This window comes from Streptomyces mashuensis, from assembly GCF_014654785.1.
Classification (GTDB): Bacteria; Actinomycetota; Actinomycetes; order Streptomycetales; family Streptomycetaceae; genus Streptomyces; species Streptomyces mashuensis.
This window is the reverse complement of sequence record NZ_BNBD01000001.1, coordinates 969,057-985,636: the sequence shown is the minus strand read 5'-3', so window position 1 is coordinate 985,636 and position 16,580 is coordinate 969,057. Positions and strand designations below refer to the sequence as shown.

Annotated in this window: 16 protein-coding genes; 11 read left to right on the top strand and 5 right to left on the bottom strand. The window is 76.9% G+C overall.

Annotated features, from left to right (window positions below):
* Positions 1–6: 6 nt before the first annotated feature.
* The gene (locus IE305_RS04105) at positions 7–2,688 is read left to right on the top strand and encodes an alpha/beta fold hydrolase (RefSeq protein ID WP_190127952.1); all 2,682 of its coding nucleotides are present in this window, start codon (positions 7–9) and stop codon (positions 2,686–2,688) included.
* A complete protein-coding gene (locus tag IE305_RS04100; RefSeq protein ID WP_190127951.1) occupies positions 2,685–3,533 on the top strand; it encodes a DUF2705 family protein in 849 nt (282 codons plus the stop codon). The genes IE305_RS04105 and IE305_RS04100 overlap by 4 nt, the downstream gene beginning before the upstream one ends.
* Before the next feature lie 31 nt (positions 3,534–3,564).
* Here the strand turns inward: IE305_RS04100 and IE305_RS04095 are convergent, their stop codons facing one another.
* Positions 3,565–4,485, bottom strand: coding sequence for an SDR family oxidoreductase (locus IE305_RS04095; RefSeq protein WP_190127950.1), 921 nt, complete (start codon positions 4,483–4,485; stop codon positions 3,565–3,567).
* Complete coding sequence (locus IE305_RS04090) at positions 4,482–5,267, bottom strand: SDR family oxidoreductase (protein ID WP_190127949.1); 786 nt, start codon at positions 5,265–5,267, stop codon at positions 4,482–4,484. Before IE305_RS04090 ends, IE305_RS04095 begins: the two co-directional genes overlap by 4 nt.
* A 77-nt stretch (positions 5,268–5,344) precedes the next feature.
* Here IE305_RS04090 and IE305_RS04085 point away from each other — a divergent pair, with 77 nt between their 5' ends.
* From IE305_RS04085 to IE305_RS04070, 4 genes are read left to right on the top strand one after another with little or no spacing between them, the layout of a single operon-like run.
* The gene (locus tag IE305_RS04085; protein ID WP_190127948.1) at positions 5,345–6,115 is read left to right on the top strand and encodes an enoyl-CoA hydratase family protein; all 771 of its coding nucleotides are present in this window, start codon (positions 5,345–5,347) and stop codon (positions 6,113–6,115) included.
* Positions 6,116–6,138: 23 nt separating this feature from the next.
* Positions 6,139–6,987 carry a CoA transferase subunit A gene (locus IE305_RS04080; RefSeq protein ID WP_190128211.1) on the top strand — a complete coding sequence of 283 codons (849 nt, stop codon included), beginning with the start codon at positions 6,139–6,141 and terminating at the stop codon, positions 6,985–6,987.
* The gene (locus IE305_RS04075; RefSeq protein WP_190127947.1) at positions 6,984–7,724 is read left to right on the top strand and encodes a CoA-transferase subunit beta; all 741 of its coding nucleotides are present in this window, start codon (positions 6,984–6,986) and stop codon (positions 7,722–7,724) included. The genes IE305_RS04080 and IE305_RS04075 overlap by 4 nt, the downstream gene beginning before the upstream one ends.
* Positions 7,721–8,839 (top strand): NAD(P)H-dependent flavin oxidoreductase, encoded by a 1,119-nt coding sequence (locus IE305_RS04070; protein WP_190127946.1) that lies wholly within the window; start codon positions 7,721–7,723, stop codon positions 8,837–8,839. Before IE305_RS04075 ends, IE305_RS04070 begins: the two co-directional genes overlap by 4 nt.
* Here IE305_RS04070 and IE305_RS04065 read toward each other — a convergent pair.
* Genes IE305_RS04065 through IE305_RS04055 form a run of 3 tightly spaced genes read right to left on the bottom strand, consistent with a single transcriptional unit; the run spans position 8,823 to position 11,498 of the window.
* Positions 8,823–9,980: an acetyl-CoA C-acetyltransferase gene (locus tag IE305_RS04065; protein ID WP_190127945.1), complete on the bottom strand. Its 1,158-nt coding sequence runs from the start codon at positions 9,978–9,980 to the stop codon at positions 8,823–8,825. The genes IE305_RS04070 and IE305_RS04065 overlap by 17 nt on opposite strands.
* Positions 9,981–10,031: 51 nt before the next feature.
* On the bottom strand, positions 10,032–10,658 hold the full coding sequence (locus tag IE305_RS04060) for a TetR/AcrR family transcriptional regulator (RefSeq protein ID WP_190127944.1): 627 nt from the start codon (positions 10,656–10,658) through the stop codon (positions 10,032–10,034).
* A gap of 30 nt (positions 10,659–10,688) precedes the next feature.
* Positions 10,689–11,498, bottom strand: coding sequence for an SDR family oxidoreductase (locus tag IE305_RS04055; RefSeq protein WP_190127943.1), 810 nt, complete (start codon positions 11,496–11,498; stop codon positions 10,689–10,691).
* A gap of 46 nt (positions 11,499–11,544) precedes the next feature.
* Here IE305_RS04055 and IE305_RS04050 point away from each other — a divergent pair, with 46 nt between their 5' ends.
* The 5 genes from IE305_RS04050 to IE305_RS04030 all read left to right on the top strand — a co-directional run bounded on the left by IE305_RS04050 (position 11,545) and on the right by IE305_RS04030 (position 16,561).
* Positions 11,545–12,414: an enoyl-CoA hydratase gene (locus IE305_RS04050; protein WP_190127942.1), complete on the top strand. Its 870-nt coding sequence runs from the start codon at positions 11,545–11,547 to the stop codon at positions 12,412–12,414.
* Positions 12,404–13,576 carry an acyl-CoA dehydrogenase family protein gene (locus tag IE305_RS04045; protein ID WP_190127941.1) on the top strand — a complete coding sequence of 391 codons (1,173 nt, stop codon included), beginning with the start codon at positions 12,404–12,406 and terminating at the stop codon, positions 13,574–13,576. The genes IE305_RS04050 and IE305_RS04045 overlap by 11 nt, the downstream gene beginning before the upstream one ends.
* Positions 13,573–14,595, top strand: coding sequence for an acyl-CoA dehydrogenase family protein (locus tag IE305_RS04040; protein WP_190127940.1), 1,023 nt, complete (start codon positions 13,573–13,575; stop codon positions 14,593–14,595). The genes IE305_RS04045 and IE305_RS04040 overlap by 4 nt, the downstream gene beginning before the upstream one ends.
* Positions 14,596–14,617: 22 nt before the next feature.
* Complete coding sequence (locus tag IE305_RS04035; RefSeq protein ID WP_190127939.1) at positions 14,618–15,949, top strand: FUSC family protein; 1,332 nt, start codon at positions 14,618–14,620, stop codon at positions 15,947–15,949.
* Between the two features lie 105 nt (positions 15,950–16,054).
* Positions 16,055–16,561, top strand: a complete 507-nt coding sequence (locus IE305_RS04030) for a MarR family winged helix-turn-helix transcriptional regulator (protein WP_190127938.1) — start codon at positions 16,055–16,057, stop codon at positions 16,559–16,561.
* Positions 16,562–16,580: the final 19 nt, after the last annotated feature.

Sequence of the window (16,580 nt, the reverse complement as noted above, 5' to 3'; positions counted from 1 at the left end):
TCGAACATGAAGCTGCGTCTCACGCGCCTGTCCCGGCCGCGCGGCCGGAGGGCGGCGGCCGCTGTGGCCGCCGCCCTCGTGCTCGCCGGCGCCGGCACCTGGACCGCGGCCTCGGTCGCGGACGGCCACCCATCCGTGCACCGCGAGGACCGGGTGCTGTCCGTGCCGGAGGAGCCGGGGAGCGGGCGCGAGGTGCGCCTCGACACCTCGTTCTTCACCGCGGGCGGGCCGGGCCGCCGGCCGGCCGTGCTGCTGGCGCACGGCTTCGGCGGCAGCAAGACCGACCAGCGCGAGCAGGCCGAGGAGCTGGCCCGCTCCGGGTACGCGGTGCTGACGTGGTCCGCGCGCGGCTTCGGCCGCTCCGGCGGCCGCATCGGCCTCAACGACCCCGGCCGGGAGGTCGCCGACGTCAGCCGGCTCCTCGACTGGCTCGCGCGCCGCCCCGACGTCCGCCTGGACGCCGCGGGCGACCCGCGCGTGGGCATCGCCGGCCCCTCGTACGGCGGCGCGGTGGCCCTGCTGGCCGCCGGCCGGGACCGGCGGGTCGACGCGATCGTCCCGGCCGTCACGTACTGGAACCTCTCCGACGCGCTGTTCCCCAACGACGTGTTCAAGAAGCTGTGGGCCGGCACCTTCTTCACGTCGGGGTCCCGCAAGCCCCGCGGCGGGGCGTCCGCCTGCGGGCGGTTCGCGGCGGACCTGTGCGCGATGTACCAGCGCGTGGCCGTGGCCGGGCGGCCGGACGACGCGGCCCGGGAGCTGCTGGAGCAGCGCAGCCCGTCCGCCGTGGCCGGCCGCATCAAGGTGCCCACGCTGCTCGTCCAGGGCCGCGCCGACTCGCTGTTCCCCCTCGACCACGCCGACGCGGCGGCCCGCGCGATCGCCCGCAACGGGGCGCCCGTGTCCGTCGACTGGATCGCCGGCGGCCACGACACCGGCACCACGGCGGAGGACGACCGGATCGCGGGGCGCACGCGCGCCTGGTTCGACCGCTACCTGAAGGGCGAGGAGGACACCGCCACCGGTCCCGCCTTCCGCGTCAGCCGCACCGGTGGCCTCGACACCACCGACGGCACCACACGGCTGCTGCCCGCCACCGCCGCCGCCTACCCCGGGCTGCGCTCCGGGCTCCGCGACGTCCCGCTGAAGGGGCGCCGGCAGACCGTCGCCAACCCGGCCGGTGCCGCACCGCCCGCCGTCTCGGCCGTGCCCGGCCTCGGCGCGCTGGGCAAACTGGCGGACCTCGGCGCCGGGGTGGCACTCGACTTCCCCGGCCAGTACGCCCGCTTCGACTCGGCGCCGCTGACCGAGGGCGTCCGGGTGACGGGCGCCCCCTCGGTGCGGGTCACCGTGGCCTCGGACGCCGACGAGGCGGTGCTGTTCGCCAAGGTGTACGACGTGGGCCCCGACGGCCGGCAGCAGCTGCCCGGCCGGCTCGTGACGCCGGTGCGCGTCACCGGCGCGCGGGAGGGCCGCACGGTGGAGGTGCGCCTGCCCGCCGTCGACCACACGTTCGCGCCCGGCCACCGGGTGCGCCTCGTGCTGGCCGCCACCGACCTCGGCTACGCCTCGCCGGTCCGCCCCGCCACGTACACCGTCGCCCTGGCCGGCGGGGCCCTGAGCGTCCCCACCGCGCCCGGGGTGCGGACCGGGGCGGCGGGGCTGCCGTGGTGGACGTGGGGGCTGCCGGCCGGCGGACTGGTCGTGGCGGCGGCGCTGCTGCTGACCGGCCGCCGCCGTACGGCCGTACCGCCGCCCGACCCGGCGCTGGCCGACGTGCCGTTGCAGATCACCGGGCTGAGCAAGCGGTACGCCGGCTCCCCCGACCGGTACGCCGTCCGGGACGTGTCCTTCCGCGTCGAGCGCGGGCAGGTGCTCGGCCTGCTGGGGCCCAACGGCGCCGGCAAGACCACGACGCTGCGCATGCTGATGGGCCTGATCCGGCCGGACGAGGGCGAGATCCGCGTCTTCGGGCACGCGGTGCGCCCCGGCGCGCCGGTGCTGTCGCGCGTGGGCGCCTTCGTGGAGGGCGCGGGGTTCCTGCCTCACCTGTCGGGCCGGGCCAACCTGGAGCTGTACTGGCGGGCCACGGGCCGCCCGGCCGGGGACGCGCACCTGGAGGAGGCCCTGGAGATCGCCGGGCTGGGCTCGGCGCTGGAGCGGGCCGTGCGCACGTACTCGCAGGGCATGCGGCAGCGGCTGGCGATCGCCCAGGCCATGCTGGGCCTGCCCGACCTGCTGATCCTCGACGAGCCGGCGAACGGCCTGGACCCGCCGCAGATCCGGGAGATGCGCGAGGTGATGATCCGTTACGCGGCCGGGGGCCGCACGGTCATCGTCTCCAGCCACCTGCTGTCCGAGGTGGAGCAGTCCTGCACGCACCTGGTGGTCATGGACCGCGGGCGGCTGGTGGACGCCGGGCCGGTGGAGCGGATCACCGGCTCGGGCGACACCCTGCTGATCGGCGTGGAGGGCCTGGTGACGGACGTCATGGCCGAGAAGGTGGCCGGGCTGCCCGGCGTGGCCTCGGCGGTGCGCGCCGAGGGCGGCCTGGTGGTGCGCCTGGACGGCGCCCGGGTGCCGGAGCTGCTCGCCGAGCTGGTGCGGCTGGAGGTGCCGGTGACGGGCGTGGGCCCGCACCGGCGGCTGGAGGACGCGTTCCTGACCCTGATCGGAGGCACGGCATGAGTACGGCGGCGGCGCCCGGCTACCGGGCGGGCGGCACGCTGCCGCTGCGCGTGGAGGCGGCACGGCAGGTGCGGCGGCGGCGCACGGTGGTGATGGGCGCGGTGCTGGCGGTGCTGCCGTTCGTGCTCATCGCGGCGTTCGCCGTCGGCGGCGACCCCAAGGGCCGCAACGGGCGGATCACCCTGATGGACACCGCCACCGCGTCGGGCCTCAACTTCGCGGCGACGGCGGTGTTCGTGTCGGCGGGCTTCGTGCTCGTGGTACCGGTGGCGCTGTTCTGCGGCGACACGGTGGCCTCGGAGGCGGGCTGGTCGTCACTGCGCTACCTGCTGGCGTCCCCGGTGCCGCGCTCCCGCCTGCTGGCGGTCAAGCTGACGGTGGCCCTGGCCTTCAGCGCGGCGGCGATCGCCCTGCTGCCGGCGGTGGCCCTGGCGGCGGGCACGGCGGCGTACGGCTGGGGCCCGCTGCGGCTGCCCACGGGCGGTTCCCTGGACCCGGGCACGGCGCTGGTGCGGCTGACAGCGGTCGTGGCGTACGTCTTCGTGGGCCAGCTGGTCACGGCGGCCCTGGCGTTCTGGCTGTCGACGGTCACGGACGCGCCGCTGGGCGCGGTGGGCGGGGCGATGGGCCTGACCATCGCGGGCAACGTCCTGGACGCGGTGACGGCGCTCGGCCACTGGCGCGAGCTCCTCCCGGCCCACTGGCAGTACGCCTGGGCGGACGCGCTCCAGCCGCACGCGGAGTGGGGCGGCATGGTGAAGGGCACGGCGGTGTCGGTGACGTACGCGCTGGTGTGCACGGCCCTGGCGTTCCGGCACTTCCGGGGCAAGGACGTGGTGTCCTAAGGCCGGGACCGGCGACCGCGCGCCTCGCTTCTCAGCCCGACCCGTACACCGGCAGGGGCGGCGGTGCCTGCGCCAGGAGGCGGCGGGTCGCGGCGCCCGCTTCCGCCGGCGTGCGGCGGGTGCCGCTGTCCGCCGTGGGGCCCCGGTGCCAGCCGTTCATGACGGTGATGCGGCCGCCGTCCGCCTCGAGGACCCGGCCCGTCACGCCCGCCGACTCCGGCGAGGCCAGCCACACCACCAGCGGTGACACGTTCTCCGGCGCCATCGCGTCGAAGGCACCCGCGCCGGGGGCGGCCATGGCGTCCGCGAACGGGCCCTCCGTCATACGGGTGCGGGCCGCCGGGGCCACCGCGTTGACGAGGACGCCGTAGCGGGCCAGTTCCGCCGCCGCGACCAGGGTCAGGGCGACGATGCCGGCCTTGGCCGCCGCGTAGTTGGCCTGCCCGACGCTGCCCAGCAGGCCCGCGCCCGACGTGGTGTTGACGACGCGCGCCCCGGGCACCTGCCCGGCCTTGGCGCGGGCCCGCCAGTGCGCCGCCGCGTGCCGCAGGGGCAGGAAGTGGCCCTTGAGGTGGACGGCGACCACCGCGTCCCAGTCGTCCTCGCCGAGGTTGACGAGCATGCGGTCGCGCAGGAAGCCGGCGTTGTTGACGAGCGCGTCCAGCCGCCCGTACGCCTCCAGGGCCGTGCCGACCAGGGACACCGCGCCCGCATCCGTGGCGATGTCGCCCGTATGGGCGACCGCCGCGCCGCCGCCGGCACGGATCTCCGCGACCACCGCGTGGGCCGGCCCCTCGGAGGCACCCTCCCCCGCCGGGCCCGTCCCCAGGTCGTTGACGACCACGGCCGCCCCCTCCGCCGCCAGGGCGAGCGCGTGGGCCCGGCCCAGGCCGCGCCCGGCGCCCGTCACGGCGACGACACGGCCGGCGCAGATCCCGCTCGTCCCGCTCATCCCGCGCTCCCTTCCTGCTCCGCGAGGGCCGTCAGGTACGCCGGGTACTCCCCGCCCCCGTGCACCAGCAGGCTCGCGCCCGTGATGTAGGCCGCCGCGTCCGAGGCGAGGAAGACGGCCGCCGCGCCGATGTCCTCCGGCTCGGCCAGGCGGCCGGCGGGAATCGTCCGGGCGACCGCGGTGCCGTCCTCGTCGCCGTAGTGGGCGCGCGCCGCCCCGGTCCGTACGGGCCCCGGCACCAGCGTGTTGACCCGGACCAGCGGCGCCCACTCGGCGGCCATCGTGCGCGCCAGGTTCTCCAGGCCCGCCTTGGCCGCCCCGTACGCCGCGGCCCCCGGCGACGGCCGCGTCCCGCTGACGCTGCCCACCATCAGCACGCAGCCGCCGCCCGCCTGCCCCCGCATGACGCGGTACGCGGCCAGCGAGACGGTGAGCGGCGCGGTGAGGTTGAGCTCCAGGACCCGGGCGTGGCGGCAGGCGTCCGCGTCGGCCAGCGCGCGGTGGGGCGTGCCGCCGGCGTTGTTGACCAGCACGTCCAGACGGCCGTACGTGGCCTGGACGCGGGTGATGACGTCCTCGACGGCTGCGGGGCGGCGCACGTTGAGGCGCAGGAATTCCGCGGTGCGGCCGGCGGCGGTGACCGGTTCCTCGGGGGGCCGGCGGGCGCAGACGACGACGTCGGCGCCGGCGGCGAGGAAGGCGCGGGCGATGCCGGCGCCCACGCCGCGGGTGCCGCCCGTGACGACGGCCACGCGGCCGGCCAGTGGTGGGCTCGGGTTCACGTGCGCTCCTCCCGCTGGGGGCGGTCCGCTGGTACGGTCGAGGATACCTAACAAACGTTTGGTGGAAAGGTGGCCCGATGGGCATCTCCACCGCACGCCCCGAACCGGGCGTCGCCATCGTCACGATGGACTTCCCGCCCGTCAACGCCCTCCCCGTGCACGGCTGGCACGCGCTGGCGCGGGCGGTGGCCGAGGCGGGCACCGACCCCGGGGTGCGCTGCGTCGTGCTGGCGGCGGCCGGGCGCGGCTTCAACGCGGGCGTCGACCTCAAGGAAATCCAGCACTCCCCCGGCCACCGGGCGCTGCTGGGCGCCAACCAGGGCTGTGCGGAGGCGTTCTCCGCCGTCTACGACTGCCCGGTGCCGGTCGTGGCGGCGGTGCACGGCTTCTGCCTGGGCGGCGGGGTGGGCCTGGCGGGCACCGCGGACGCGGTCGTGGCGTCGGAGGACGCGGTGTTCGGCCTGCCCGAGCTGGACCGGGGCGCGCTGGGCGCGGCCACCCACCTGGCGCGCCTGGTGCCGCAACACCTGATGCGCACCCTCTACTTCACCTCCCGCACCGTCACCGCCCGCGAGCTGTACGGGCACGGCTCGGTGTGGCGGGTGGTGCCGCGGCCGGGGCTGGCGGAGGCGGCGCGCGCCCTGGCCCGCGAGATCGCCGCGAAGGACGGCGTGCTGCTGCGGCTGGCCAAGGCCGCGCTCAACGGCATCGACCCGGTGGACGTCCGCCGCGCCTACCGCTACGAGCAGGGCTTCACCTACGAGGCGGCCGTGGCGGGCGTCGCGGAGCGGCACCGCGCCGCGTTCCTGGCGGGCGGCGGGCGCCGGCGCGAGGAGGAGCGGTCGTGACGGCGGACGGCGGCGACAAGCGGATGACGGCCGACGAGGCCGTGGCCCGGCTGCGGGACGGCATGACGGTGGGCATCGGCGGCTGGGGGTCGCGGCGCAAGCCGATGGCGCTGGTGCGGGCCGTGCTGCGGTCCTCGCTCACGGACCTGACGGTCGTCTCGTTCGGCGGCCCGGACGTGGGGCTGCTGGTGGCGGCCGGCCGGGTCCGCCGGCTCGTCGCCGCGTTCGCCACGCTGGACTCCGTACCCCTCGAACCGCACTTCCGGGCCGCCCGGGAGCGCGGCGCCCTGGAGCTGATGGAGCTCGACGAGTCGATGGTGATGTGGGGCCTGACGGCGGCGGCGCACCGGCTGCCGTTCCTGCCGGTGCGGGCCGGGCTCGGTTCGGACGTGCTGCGCGTCAACCCGTCCCTGCGCACGGTCACGTCGCCCTACGCGGACGGCGAGGAGCTGGTGGCCGTGCCCGCGCTCGCCCTCGACGCGGCGCTGGTGCACGTCAACCGGGCGGACGCGCTGGGCAACGGCCAGTACCTGGGCCCCGACCCGTACTTCGACGACCTGTTCTGCGAGGCGGCCCGGGAGGCGTACGTGTCGTGCGAGCACATCGTGGAGACACGTGAGTTCGCGGCGGCGGGCGGGCCGCAGACGCTGCTGGTCCAGCGGCACTGCGTGACGGGGGTCGTGGAGGCGCCGGGCGGCGCCCACTTCACGTCCTGCGCCCCGGACTACGGGCGCGACGAGGCGTTCCAGACGGCGTACGCGAAGGCCGCGGCGGACCCGGAGGCGTGGGCGGCGTTCGCGGGGCGTTTCCTGTCGGGCGACGAGGACGCCTACCGGCGGGCGGTCGCGGACTTCGCGCGGGAGGGGGCGTGACCGGCGGGGCGACGCGCGCCGAGGTGTGCGTGGTGGCGTGCGCGGAGGCGTGGCGGGGGGCCGGCGAGGTCCTGGCGAGCCCGGTCGGGGGGCTGGTCCCGGCGCTGGGGGCGCGGCTGGCCCGGCTGACGTTCGCGCCGCGGCTGCTGCTGACGGACGGGGAGGCGCTGCTCGTCACGGGCGGCGGTGCGGTGGAGGGCTGGCTGCCGTACCGGCGGCACCTGTCGCTGTCGTACGGGGGCCGGCGGCACGCGATGATGGGCGCGAGCCAGCTCGACCGGCACGGCAACCAGAACATCAGCTGCGTCGGCGACTGGGGGCAGCCGCACCGGCAGCTGATCGGGGTGCGCGGCGCGCCCGCCAACACGGTGAACCACCCCGTGAGTTACTGGGTGCCGCGGCACTCGCGGCGCGTGTTCGTCGAGCGGGTCGACATGGTGTGCGGCGTGGGGTACGACCGGGCGGCGGCCGCGGGGCCGCGGGTGGCGCGGTACCACCGGATCGTCCGCGTGGTCACCGACCTGGCGGTGCTGGACTTCGGGACGCCGGACCGGACGATGCGGGTGGTGTCGCTGCACCCGGGGGTGGCGGCGGAGGACGTACGGGCGGCGACGGGCTTCCCGCTGGACGTACCGGACGACGTGCCGCGCACGCGCGTGCCCGGCACCGCCGAACTGCGGCTGATCCGCGAGGTGCTGGACCCGGCGGGGCTGCGGGAGCGCGAGGTCCGGGGATGAGCGGCCCGGAGCCCCCGGCGCTGCCCCCGGTGCTGCCGACGGCCTTGACGCGGCTCACCGGCGTCCGCCACCCGGTCGTGCAGACGGGCATGGGCTGGGTGGCCGGCCCCGGCCTGGTGTCGGCGGTGGCGGAGGCGGGCGCGCTGGGCTTCCTGGGTTCGGCGACGATGACGCCGAACGAGCTGCGGGCGGCGGTACGGGCCGTGCGGGCGCGCACGGACCGCCCGTTCGGGGTGAACCTGCGGGCGGACGCGGGCGACGCGGCCGAGCGGGTCGCGGTGCTGGTGGAGGAGGGCGTCCGCGTGGCGTCGTTCGCGCTGGCCCCGTCGCGCGGGCTGATCGCCCGGCTGAAGGACGCGGGCGTGGTGGTGATGCCGACGGTGGGGGCGCTGCGGCACGCGGAGAAGGTCGCGGCGTGGGGCGCGGACGCGGTTCTGGTGCAGGGCGCGGAGGGCGGCGGCCACACGGGCCGGGTGGCGACGACGGTGCTGGTGCCGCAGGTGGTCGACGCGGTGGGGATTCCGGTGGTGGCGGCGGGCGGCTTCTTCGACGGCCGGGGCCTGGCGGCGGCGCTGGCGTACGGGGCGTGCGGGGTGGGCATGGGCACGCGGTTCCTGCTGACGGCGGAGAGCCCGGTGCCGCGGGCGGTGAAGGAGGCGTACCTGGCGGCGTCGGTGGCCGACGTGGTGGTGACGCGGAAGGTCGACGGCCTGCCGCACCGGGTGCTGCGCACGGCGTTCGTGGAGGGGCTGGAGGGTGCGGGGCGCACCCGGTCCCTGCTCCGTGCGGCGCGGCACGCGGTGGCCTTCCGCCGCCTGTCGGGGTCGGGGTGGGCGCGTCTGGTGCGGGACGGTGTGGCGCTGCGGCGGGTCCGGGGGCTGGCGTGGGGCCAGGTGCTGCTGGCGGCGAGCACGCCCATGCTGTTGCGGGCGGCGATGGTGGAGGGCCGCGTGGAGGCGGGCGTGATGTCGGCGGGCCAGGTGGCGGGGCTGATCGAGGACGTGCCGACGTGCGCGGAGCTCGTGGGGGACGTGGTGGAGGGGGCGCGGCGGGTGCTGGCGGCGCTGGCCGGCCCGTCCGGCAGCGACGGAACGGGGATCACACCCGTTCGATGATGGTCACGTTCGCCTGTCCGCCTCCCTCGCACATCGTCTGGAGCCCGAACCGGCCGCCCGTGCGCTCCAGTTCGTGCAGCAGCGTGGTCATCAGCCGCGCCCCCGTGGCCCCCAGGGGGTGGCCGAGGGCAATCGCGCCGCCGTTGACGTTCACCCGCCCGGGGTCCGCGCCGGTCTCCGCGAGCCAGGCGAGGACCACCGGTGCGAACGCCTCGTTCACCTCCACCAGGTCGATGTCGTCGATCCTCATGCCGGCCTTCCGCAGGGCGTGTTCCGTCGCCGGGATGGGCGCGGTGAGCATGCGGACGGGGTCCTCGCCGCGGACGGACAGGTGGTGGATGCGGGCGCGCGGCGTCAGCCCGTGCGTGCGCAGGGCCCGGTCGTTGGCGACGAGGAGCGCGGCGGCCGCGTCGGAGATCTGGGAGGACACGGCGGCGGTCAGCCGGCCACCGGGCACGACCGGCGGCAGGGCGGCCATCCTGGCCAGGGACGTGTCGCGGCGCGGTCCCTCGTCGGCGGTGCAGTCGCCGTACGGCAGGGTCTCGCGCGCGAAGCGCCCTTCGTCGAGGGCGCGTACCGCGCGCCGGTGGGACTCCAGGGCGTACTCCTCCATCCGCTCCCGGGTGATGCCCCACTGGTCGGCGATGAGTTCGGCGCCGTGGAACTGGTCGACGGGCAGGCCGCCGTAGCGGGCGCGCCAGCCGGCGGAGCCGGCGAAGGGGCCGGCGGTCAGGCCGAGCGGGCGGACGGCCTGGTGGAAGGCGTAGCCGATGGGCACCTGGGACATGTTCTGCGTGCCGCCCGCGACCACGAGGTCCTGGGTGCCGGACAGCACGGCCTGCGCGGCGAAGTGCAGGGCCTGCTGACCGGACCCGCACTGCCGGTCGACCGTGACGCCGGGGACGTGCTCGGGCAGCCCGGCGGCCAGCCAGGCGGTGCGGGCGATGTCGCCGGCCTGCGGGCCGACGGTGTCGAGGCAGCCGAGGACCACGTCGTCCACGGCGCCGGGGTCCACGCCGGTGCGCCCGAGGAGGGCGCGCAGCACGTGCGCGGCCAGGTCCGCCGGGTGGGCGGCGGCCAGGGCGCCGCCGCGCCGGCCGACGGGGGTGCGGACCGCGTCGACGATGTATGCGTCGGCCATGGCTGTTCCCTCCTCGGGGACGGGCGCCCGGACGGGACCGGGGCCGCGCGCTCAGGCGCGCACGGCGATGCCGTCCAGGACCATCGACAGGTACTGCCGGGCGATCTCCTCCGGGCTGTGCGTGCCGCCGGGCCGGTACCAGGACGCCGCCACCCACACCGTGTCGCGCAGGAAGCGGTAGGCGAGGCGGACGTCGAGGTCGGCGCGGAAGGCGCCGTCGGCGACGCCGCGGCGCAGCACGGCCAGCCACATCTCCTCGAAGCGGCGGCCGGAGTCGGCGAGGTAGGCGAAGCGGGGCAGGGCGGCGAGGTGCCCGGCCTCGCGCTGGTAGACGGCGACGGCCGCGCGGTGCCGGTCGATCTCCCGGAACGACTCGGTGACCAGGGCCTCGACGGTGCCGCGCGGGCTGTGCCCGGCGGTGAGGACGGCCTCGTAGCGGGCCCACAGCTCGTCGAGGAAGCCGGAGAGGATCTCGTCGAGCATGGCCTCCTTGGAGTCGAAGTGGTAGTAGAGGCTGCCCGCGAGCAGGCCGGCCCGCTCGGCGATCCTGCGCACGGTGGTGGCGTTGTAGCCGTGGGCGGCGAACACCTCGGCGGCGGTGGCCAGCAGCTCGGCGCGGCGCGCCTGCGCCTGCGCCGGGGCCTGGGCGTCGGTGGGGGTCTTCTTGCTGGTCGGCACGGTGTCATTGTCCGTCACGGCGGGGGCCGGTCAGGCGCGGCGGCTGCTGACGGAGACGGTCTCGCCGGTCATGTACGAGGCGTAGTCGCTGGCCAGGAAGACGATGACGTTGGCGACCTCCCAGGGCGCGGCGGCCCGCCCGAACGCCTCGCGCCGGGTCAGGTCGGCGAGGACGTCCGGGGTGGTGACCTTCTCCAGGTGCGGGTGGGTGGCGAGGCTGGGCGCCACGGCGTTGACGCGGACGCCGTACGCGGCGGCCTCGACGGCGGCGCAGCGGGTGAGGGCCATGACGCCGGCCTTGGCGGCGGCGTAGTGGGCCTGGCCGCGCTGGGCGCGCCAGCCGAGCACGGAGGAGTTGTTGACGACGGCGCCGCCCCGGCCGGCGGCCTTCATGCGGCGCAGGGCGGCGCGGGTGCAGCGGAACGTGCCGGTGAGGGTGGTGTCGAGCACGGCGTGCCACTGCTCGTCGGTCATCTCGGTGAGTTCGCAGGTCCCGCCGAGGCCGGCGTTGTTGACGAGGACATCGAGCCGCCCGTGCCGGGTCTCGGCGAGGCCGAGGAGGGCGGTGACCTGGTCCTCGTCGGTGACGTCGCAGGGCGTGCCGGTCACGCGCCGGGCGCCGAACTCGGCGGCGAGCGCGGCGACGGTCTCCTTGAGGCGGCGTTCGTGGGCGTCGCCGAGGACGACGTCGGCGCCCTCCTCCAGGAAGCGGCGGGCGGTGGCGCCGCCGATGCCGGTGCCGGCGGCCGCGGTGACGACGGCGCTGCGGCCGGCCAGCAGGCCGTGCCCGGGGACGTAGGGCGGGGCCTCGGGGGCGCCCGGCTCCTCGACGCTGCTCATGGCGGCACGGTAACCTACCAAACACTTGTTAGGGAAGGATGGCGCCATGCCCCCTGACCCGCCCCCCGACGAGCCGGTGGTGCGCTACGAGCGCGCCGGCCCCGTCGCGACGGTCACCATGAACCGGCCCGCGTACCGCAACGCCCAGAACTCCGCGATGACGTACGCCCTGGACGACGCGTTCGCGGCGGCCGCGGCCGACGACGCGGTGAAGGTGGTGGTGCTGGCGGGCGCCGGCGACCACTTCTCCGCGGGGCACGACATCGGCTCGCCCGGCCGGGACGCGCACGTCAGCTTCGAGCGCCGCGCGGGGCTGTGGTGGGACCACGTGGGCAGGGCGGGCGCGGAGGCGCGGTTCGCCCGCGAGTCGGAGGTCTACCTGGGCATGTGCCGCCGCTGGCGGGAGATGCCCAAGCCGCTGCTGGCGGCCGTGCAGGGCGCCTGCGTGGCGGGCGGGCTGATGCTGGCGTGGGTGTGCGACCTCGTCGTGGCGAGCGAGGACGCCTTCTTCGCCGACCCGGTGGTGCGCATGGGGGTGCCCGGCGTCGAGTACTTCGCCCACCCCTGGGTGATGCCGCCGCGGGTCGCACGCGAACTGCTGTACACCGGCGACCGGATGAGCGCGCGCCGCGCCTACGAGGTGGGCATGGTCAACCGCGTGGTGCCGCGGGCGGACCTGGCCGCCGAGACGGCGGCGCTGGCCCTGCGCGTCGCCCGCATGCCGCGCATGGGCCTGGCCCTGGCCAAACGGGCCGTCAACCAGGCCGAGGACCTCCAGGGGCTGCACGGCGGCCTCGACGCGGCGTTCGCCCTGCACCACCTGGCGCACGCACACAACGCCGAGACGTGCGCCGACCCGCTCGGCGGCATGGACGTGCAGGCGATGAAGGAGGAGGGCAGGGAGGGTGGACCTTGACCTGACGCCCGCGGAGGCCGCGTTCCGCTCCCGGGCCCGCGCCTGGCTGGCCGCCCACCTGCCGCCCACGCCCCTCGCGCCGCCCGAGACGGCGGAGGGCTTCGCCGCGCACCGCGCGTGGGAGCGGACGCTGTACGAGGGCGGCTGGTCGGCGGTGACGTGGCCGCGGGAGTACGGCGGGCGGGGCGCGTCCCTGCTGGAGTGGCTGTTGTTCGAGGAGGAGTACCACACGGCGGGCGCCCCGGCACGCGTCTCGCAGAACGGCGTGCAGCTGCTCGCCCCGACGCTGCTGGAGCACGGCACGCCGGAGCAACGGGCCCGGCTGCTGCCGCCGATGGCACGCGGCGAGACGGTGTGGGCGCAGGCCTGGTCCGAGCCGGAGGCGGGGTCGGACCTCGCCTCCCTGCGGTCGTCGGCGCGCCGCACGGACGGCGGCTGGCTGCTGAAGGGCCACAAGACGTGGTGCTCACGGGCGGCGTTCGCGGACCGGGCGTTCGGCCTGTTCCGCAGCCATCCCGGCGCGGGCCGGCCGCACGAGGGGCTGACGTACGCGCTGTTCCCGCTGCGCGCGGACGGGGTGCGGGTGCGGCCCGTCGCGCGGCTGGACGGCAGGCCGGTCTTCGCCGAGGTGTTCCTGGACGGGGTGTTCGTACCGGACGCGGACGTGGTGGGCGAGCCGGGGCAGGGCTGGCGCGTGGCGATGAGCACGGCGGGCAGCGAGCGCGGCCTGACGTTGCGCAGCCCCGGCCGCTTCACGGCGGCGGCCCGGCGCCTGGTGGCGCTGTGGCGCGCGAGCACCGGCCCGGACGGCGGCACGGCGCTGCGCGACCGGGTGGCGGACGCGGTGGTCCGGGCCCGCGCGTACCAGCTGTACGGGTACGCGCAGGCGACCGGCGCAGGCGCGGACGGGGGCGGGGGCGCGGGCGGCAGCGGCGGGACGGCGGCGGCGAGCCTGGCGAAGGTCTTCTGGTCGGAGCTGGACCTGGCGCTGCACGAGACGGCCCTCGATCTGCTGGGACCCTCCGGCGAACTGGCCGACGGGCCGTGGGCGGAGGGCTGCGTCCTCGCGCTGGCGGGCCCGGTGTACGCGGGCACGAACGAGATCCAGCGGGACGTGATCGCGGAGCGCCTGCTGGGCCTGCCGAAGGGGCGGCGCCGATGAGGTTCGCGCTGGACGCCGAGCAGCGGGAGTTCGGCCGCGTCCTCGACCGGATGCTGGGTGCGGCGGACACGCCCGCCGCCGTCCGTGCCTGGGCCGGGGGTGACCACGGGCCGGGGCGCGTGCTGTGGGAACGGCTGGCGGACGCCGGGGTGTTCGGGCTCGCCGTGGCGGAGAAGTGGGGCGGTGCGGGGCTGCTGCCCGTGGAGACGGCGGTGGCGTTCACCGAGCTGGGCCGGCACTGCGTGCCGGGGCCCGTGGTGGAGACCGTGGCGGGTGCGGTGCTGCTGGGGCGGCTGGCGGAGCGGGGCGAGCCGGGGCCCGCGGAACGGTGGCTGCCCGCGGTGGCCGCCGGCCGGGCGCGGCTGAGCCTGGCGCTGCCGGTGGCGGGCCCGTACGCGCTGGACGCGGACGTCGCGGACGCGGTGCTGGCGGTGACGGGGACCGAGCTGCGGCTCGCGCCCGGCTGCGGCTCCGTACGGCGCTCGCTGGACCCGGCGCGGCGGCCGGCCCGGCCGCGGGCCGGCGGCCCGGTGCTCGCCCGGGGGCGGGCGGTGCGGGAGGCCGCCGCCGAGGCCGCGCGCTGGGCGGCGTTCGCGACGGCCGCCCAGGCGCTGGGCGCCGGCCGGGCGCTGCTGGCCCGGTCGGTGGAGCACGCCCGCCGGCGGGTGCAGTTCGGGGTGCCCATCGGCACGTTCCAGGCGGTCAAGCACCGGCTGGCGGACACGCTCGTGGCGCTGGAGTTCGCGGAGCCGCTGCTCCACGGCGCGGCGGTGGAGCTGGGCGCGGGAGGGGCCGGGACGGGCGTGGCGGCGGCGAAGCTGGCCTGCTGCGAGGCGGCGTACGCGGCGGGCCGCACGGCGTTGCAGGTGCACGGCGCGCTCGGCTACACGGCCGAGTACGACCTGTCGCTGTGGCTGGGGAAGGCACGGGCGCTGCGGTCGGCGTGGGGCGGGCCGGAGGAGTGCAGACGGCGGATCCTCGACCAGGAAGAGCACCGCCCGCGCTTATTTCACGAGTAAAACACCTGTTAATCTCGTAGGCATGCCTTCCTCCCCGTCCTCGCTCCTCGCCGTGCGCGGCCTGCGCCACGTGCGCGGCGCGCTCACCCTGCGGCCGGCCGGTGACATCTGGCACAAGCCCGCGCTCAGCGCGGCCCTCGTCATGGCGGCGGCCGACCTCACGCTGCTCGTCCTCGGCCGCCTCGACCTGGTGCTCTACACGTCCGGCGGCGCGCTGTGCGCCCTGTACGCGCACGACCGGCCGTACGCGGAGCGCGCCCGCGTCCTGGCCGGCGTCGTCCTCGGCATGACCGCCGGCGTCACGGCGGGGCTGCTCTGCGCCGCGCTGACCGGGTCGGGGCCGCTGCGGGTGCTGCTGGCGGCGCTGGTCGCGGCCCTGCAGAAGGCGGTGTGCGACGCGACCCGGCTCGGCCCGCCCGCCAACGTCGTGTTGACCTTCGTCTCCTCCACCGCCTTCTTCGTGCCGCAGCGGATCGGCGAGGTCCCCGCCCACGCGGCCCTCACCCTCGGCTGCGGCGCCCTCGCGTGGCTGGTCTGCCTCGCACCGGCCCTCGTGCGCCCCTGCGGGCCCGAGCGCATCGCGGTCGCCCGCGCCCTGGAGGCGGCGGCCCGCCGCGTGGACGGCACCGGCACGTCCGGGGCCGCGGACGACGCCGCGCAGGCCGCCCACCGGGCCCTGGCCAAGGCGGGTGGCCGCGGCGCGGCGGCGCGGCGCCACCGGGAGACGCTGGCCCTGCTGCTCGCGGAGGCCGAACGGGCCACGGACGGCGCCGAACGCCTCCGGGCCGCCGCCCGTACCCTGCGCCGGGGCACGAGCCTGCCGGACACGGCTCCGGACGCCGCGGCTCCGGCGGCCGTCCGTGCACCGGTCGCGGCTCCCGTGCCGTGGGCGGCGCTGCTGCGGCTGGGGGCGCGGCTCACGGCCGGTGCCGCGCTCTCCGGGTGGACCGCGCTGGGGCTCGGCAGCCCGCACCCGTACTGGGCGGTGGTGACGGCGGCGGCCGTCTTCCAGGCGGGCGTGCGTCCGAGCGGCCACCGCGCGGTGCAGCGCGTGGTGGGCAACGTGGTGGGGCTGCTGCTCTTCGCGGTGCTGCTGCCGCTCACCCGGGCGGGTGAGATCGCGCTGGTCGCCGTCACGGTGGCGCTGCTGGCCGGCGCGGAGGCGTTCATCACCCGCAACTACTGGCTGGGCACGGTGTGCGTGACACCGATGGCCCTGCTCCTGGGCGAGTTCGCCGGCCGGCAGGACGCGGCGGTGTCGGTCCTGGACCGCGGCGGCGACACGCTGGTGGGAGCGACGGTGGGCCTGCTGGCGTGCGTGCTGATGTCCGGTCGTCGACGCGTTTCCGGGTAATCGGGTGGGAGGGGGAGAGCAGGGAAAGGACCACCGGCCCGCACCGGAAAGCACCACGGCACAATTGGCGGCCGTAGCACCCCGAACCGGAGAGGATCGACAACCGTGGCAGAGGACATCGTCGCGCGCGTGCTGCGGCAGTGGCAGCAGGTCCACCCGGGGCTCGACACCGCGCCGATGGCCGTCATCGGCCGGCTCAACCGCTGTGCCGCCCTGCTCCAGCAGGCCACGGACGCCCCGCTGGTGGGGGAGGGGCTGAGCAGGGCGGAGTTCGACATCCTGGGCACCCTGCGCCGTACGGGCCGGGAGCTGACCCCCGGGCAGATCGCGCGGGAGACGTTCGCCTCGGGCGCGGCCGTGACCAAGCGGCTGCGTGTCCTGGAGGGACGGGGCCTGGTGGCGCGCCGCGCCGACGACCGCGACCGGCGCGTGGCGCACCTGTCGCTCACCGACGCCGGCCGGGACCTCATCGACCGGCTGATCCCCGACCAGCTCCGCTACGAGCAGGCGCTGCTGTCGGGGCTCGGCAAGGACCGGCAGGACGAGCTGGCCGGCATCCTCGCGGAGCTGCTGGTGCTGCTGGAGGGCCGGCTCGGCGGCCTCCAGCCGTAAAGCCCTGAGAGCTGTAAGA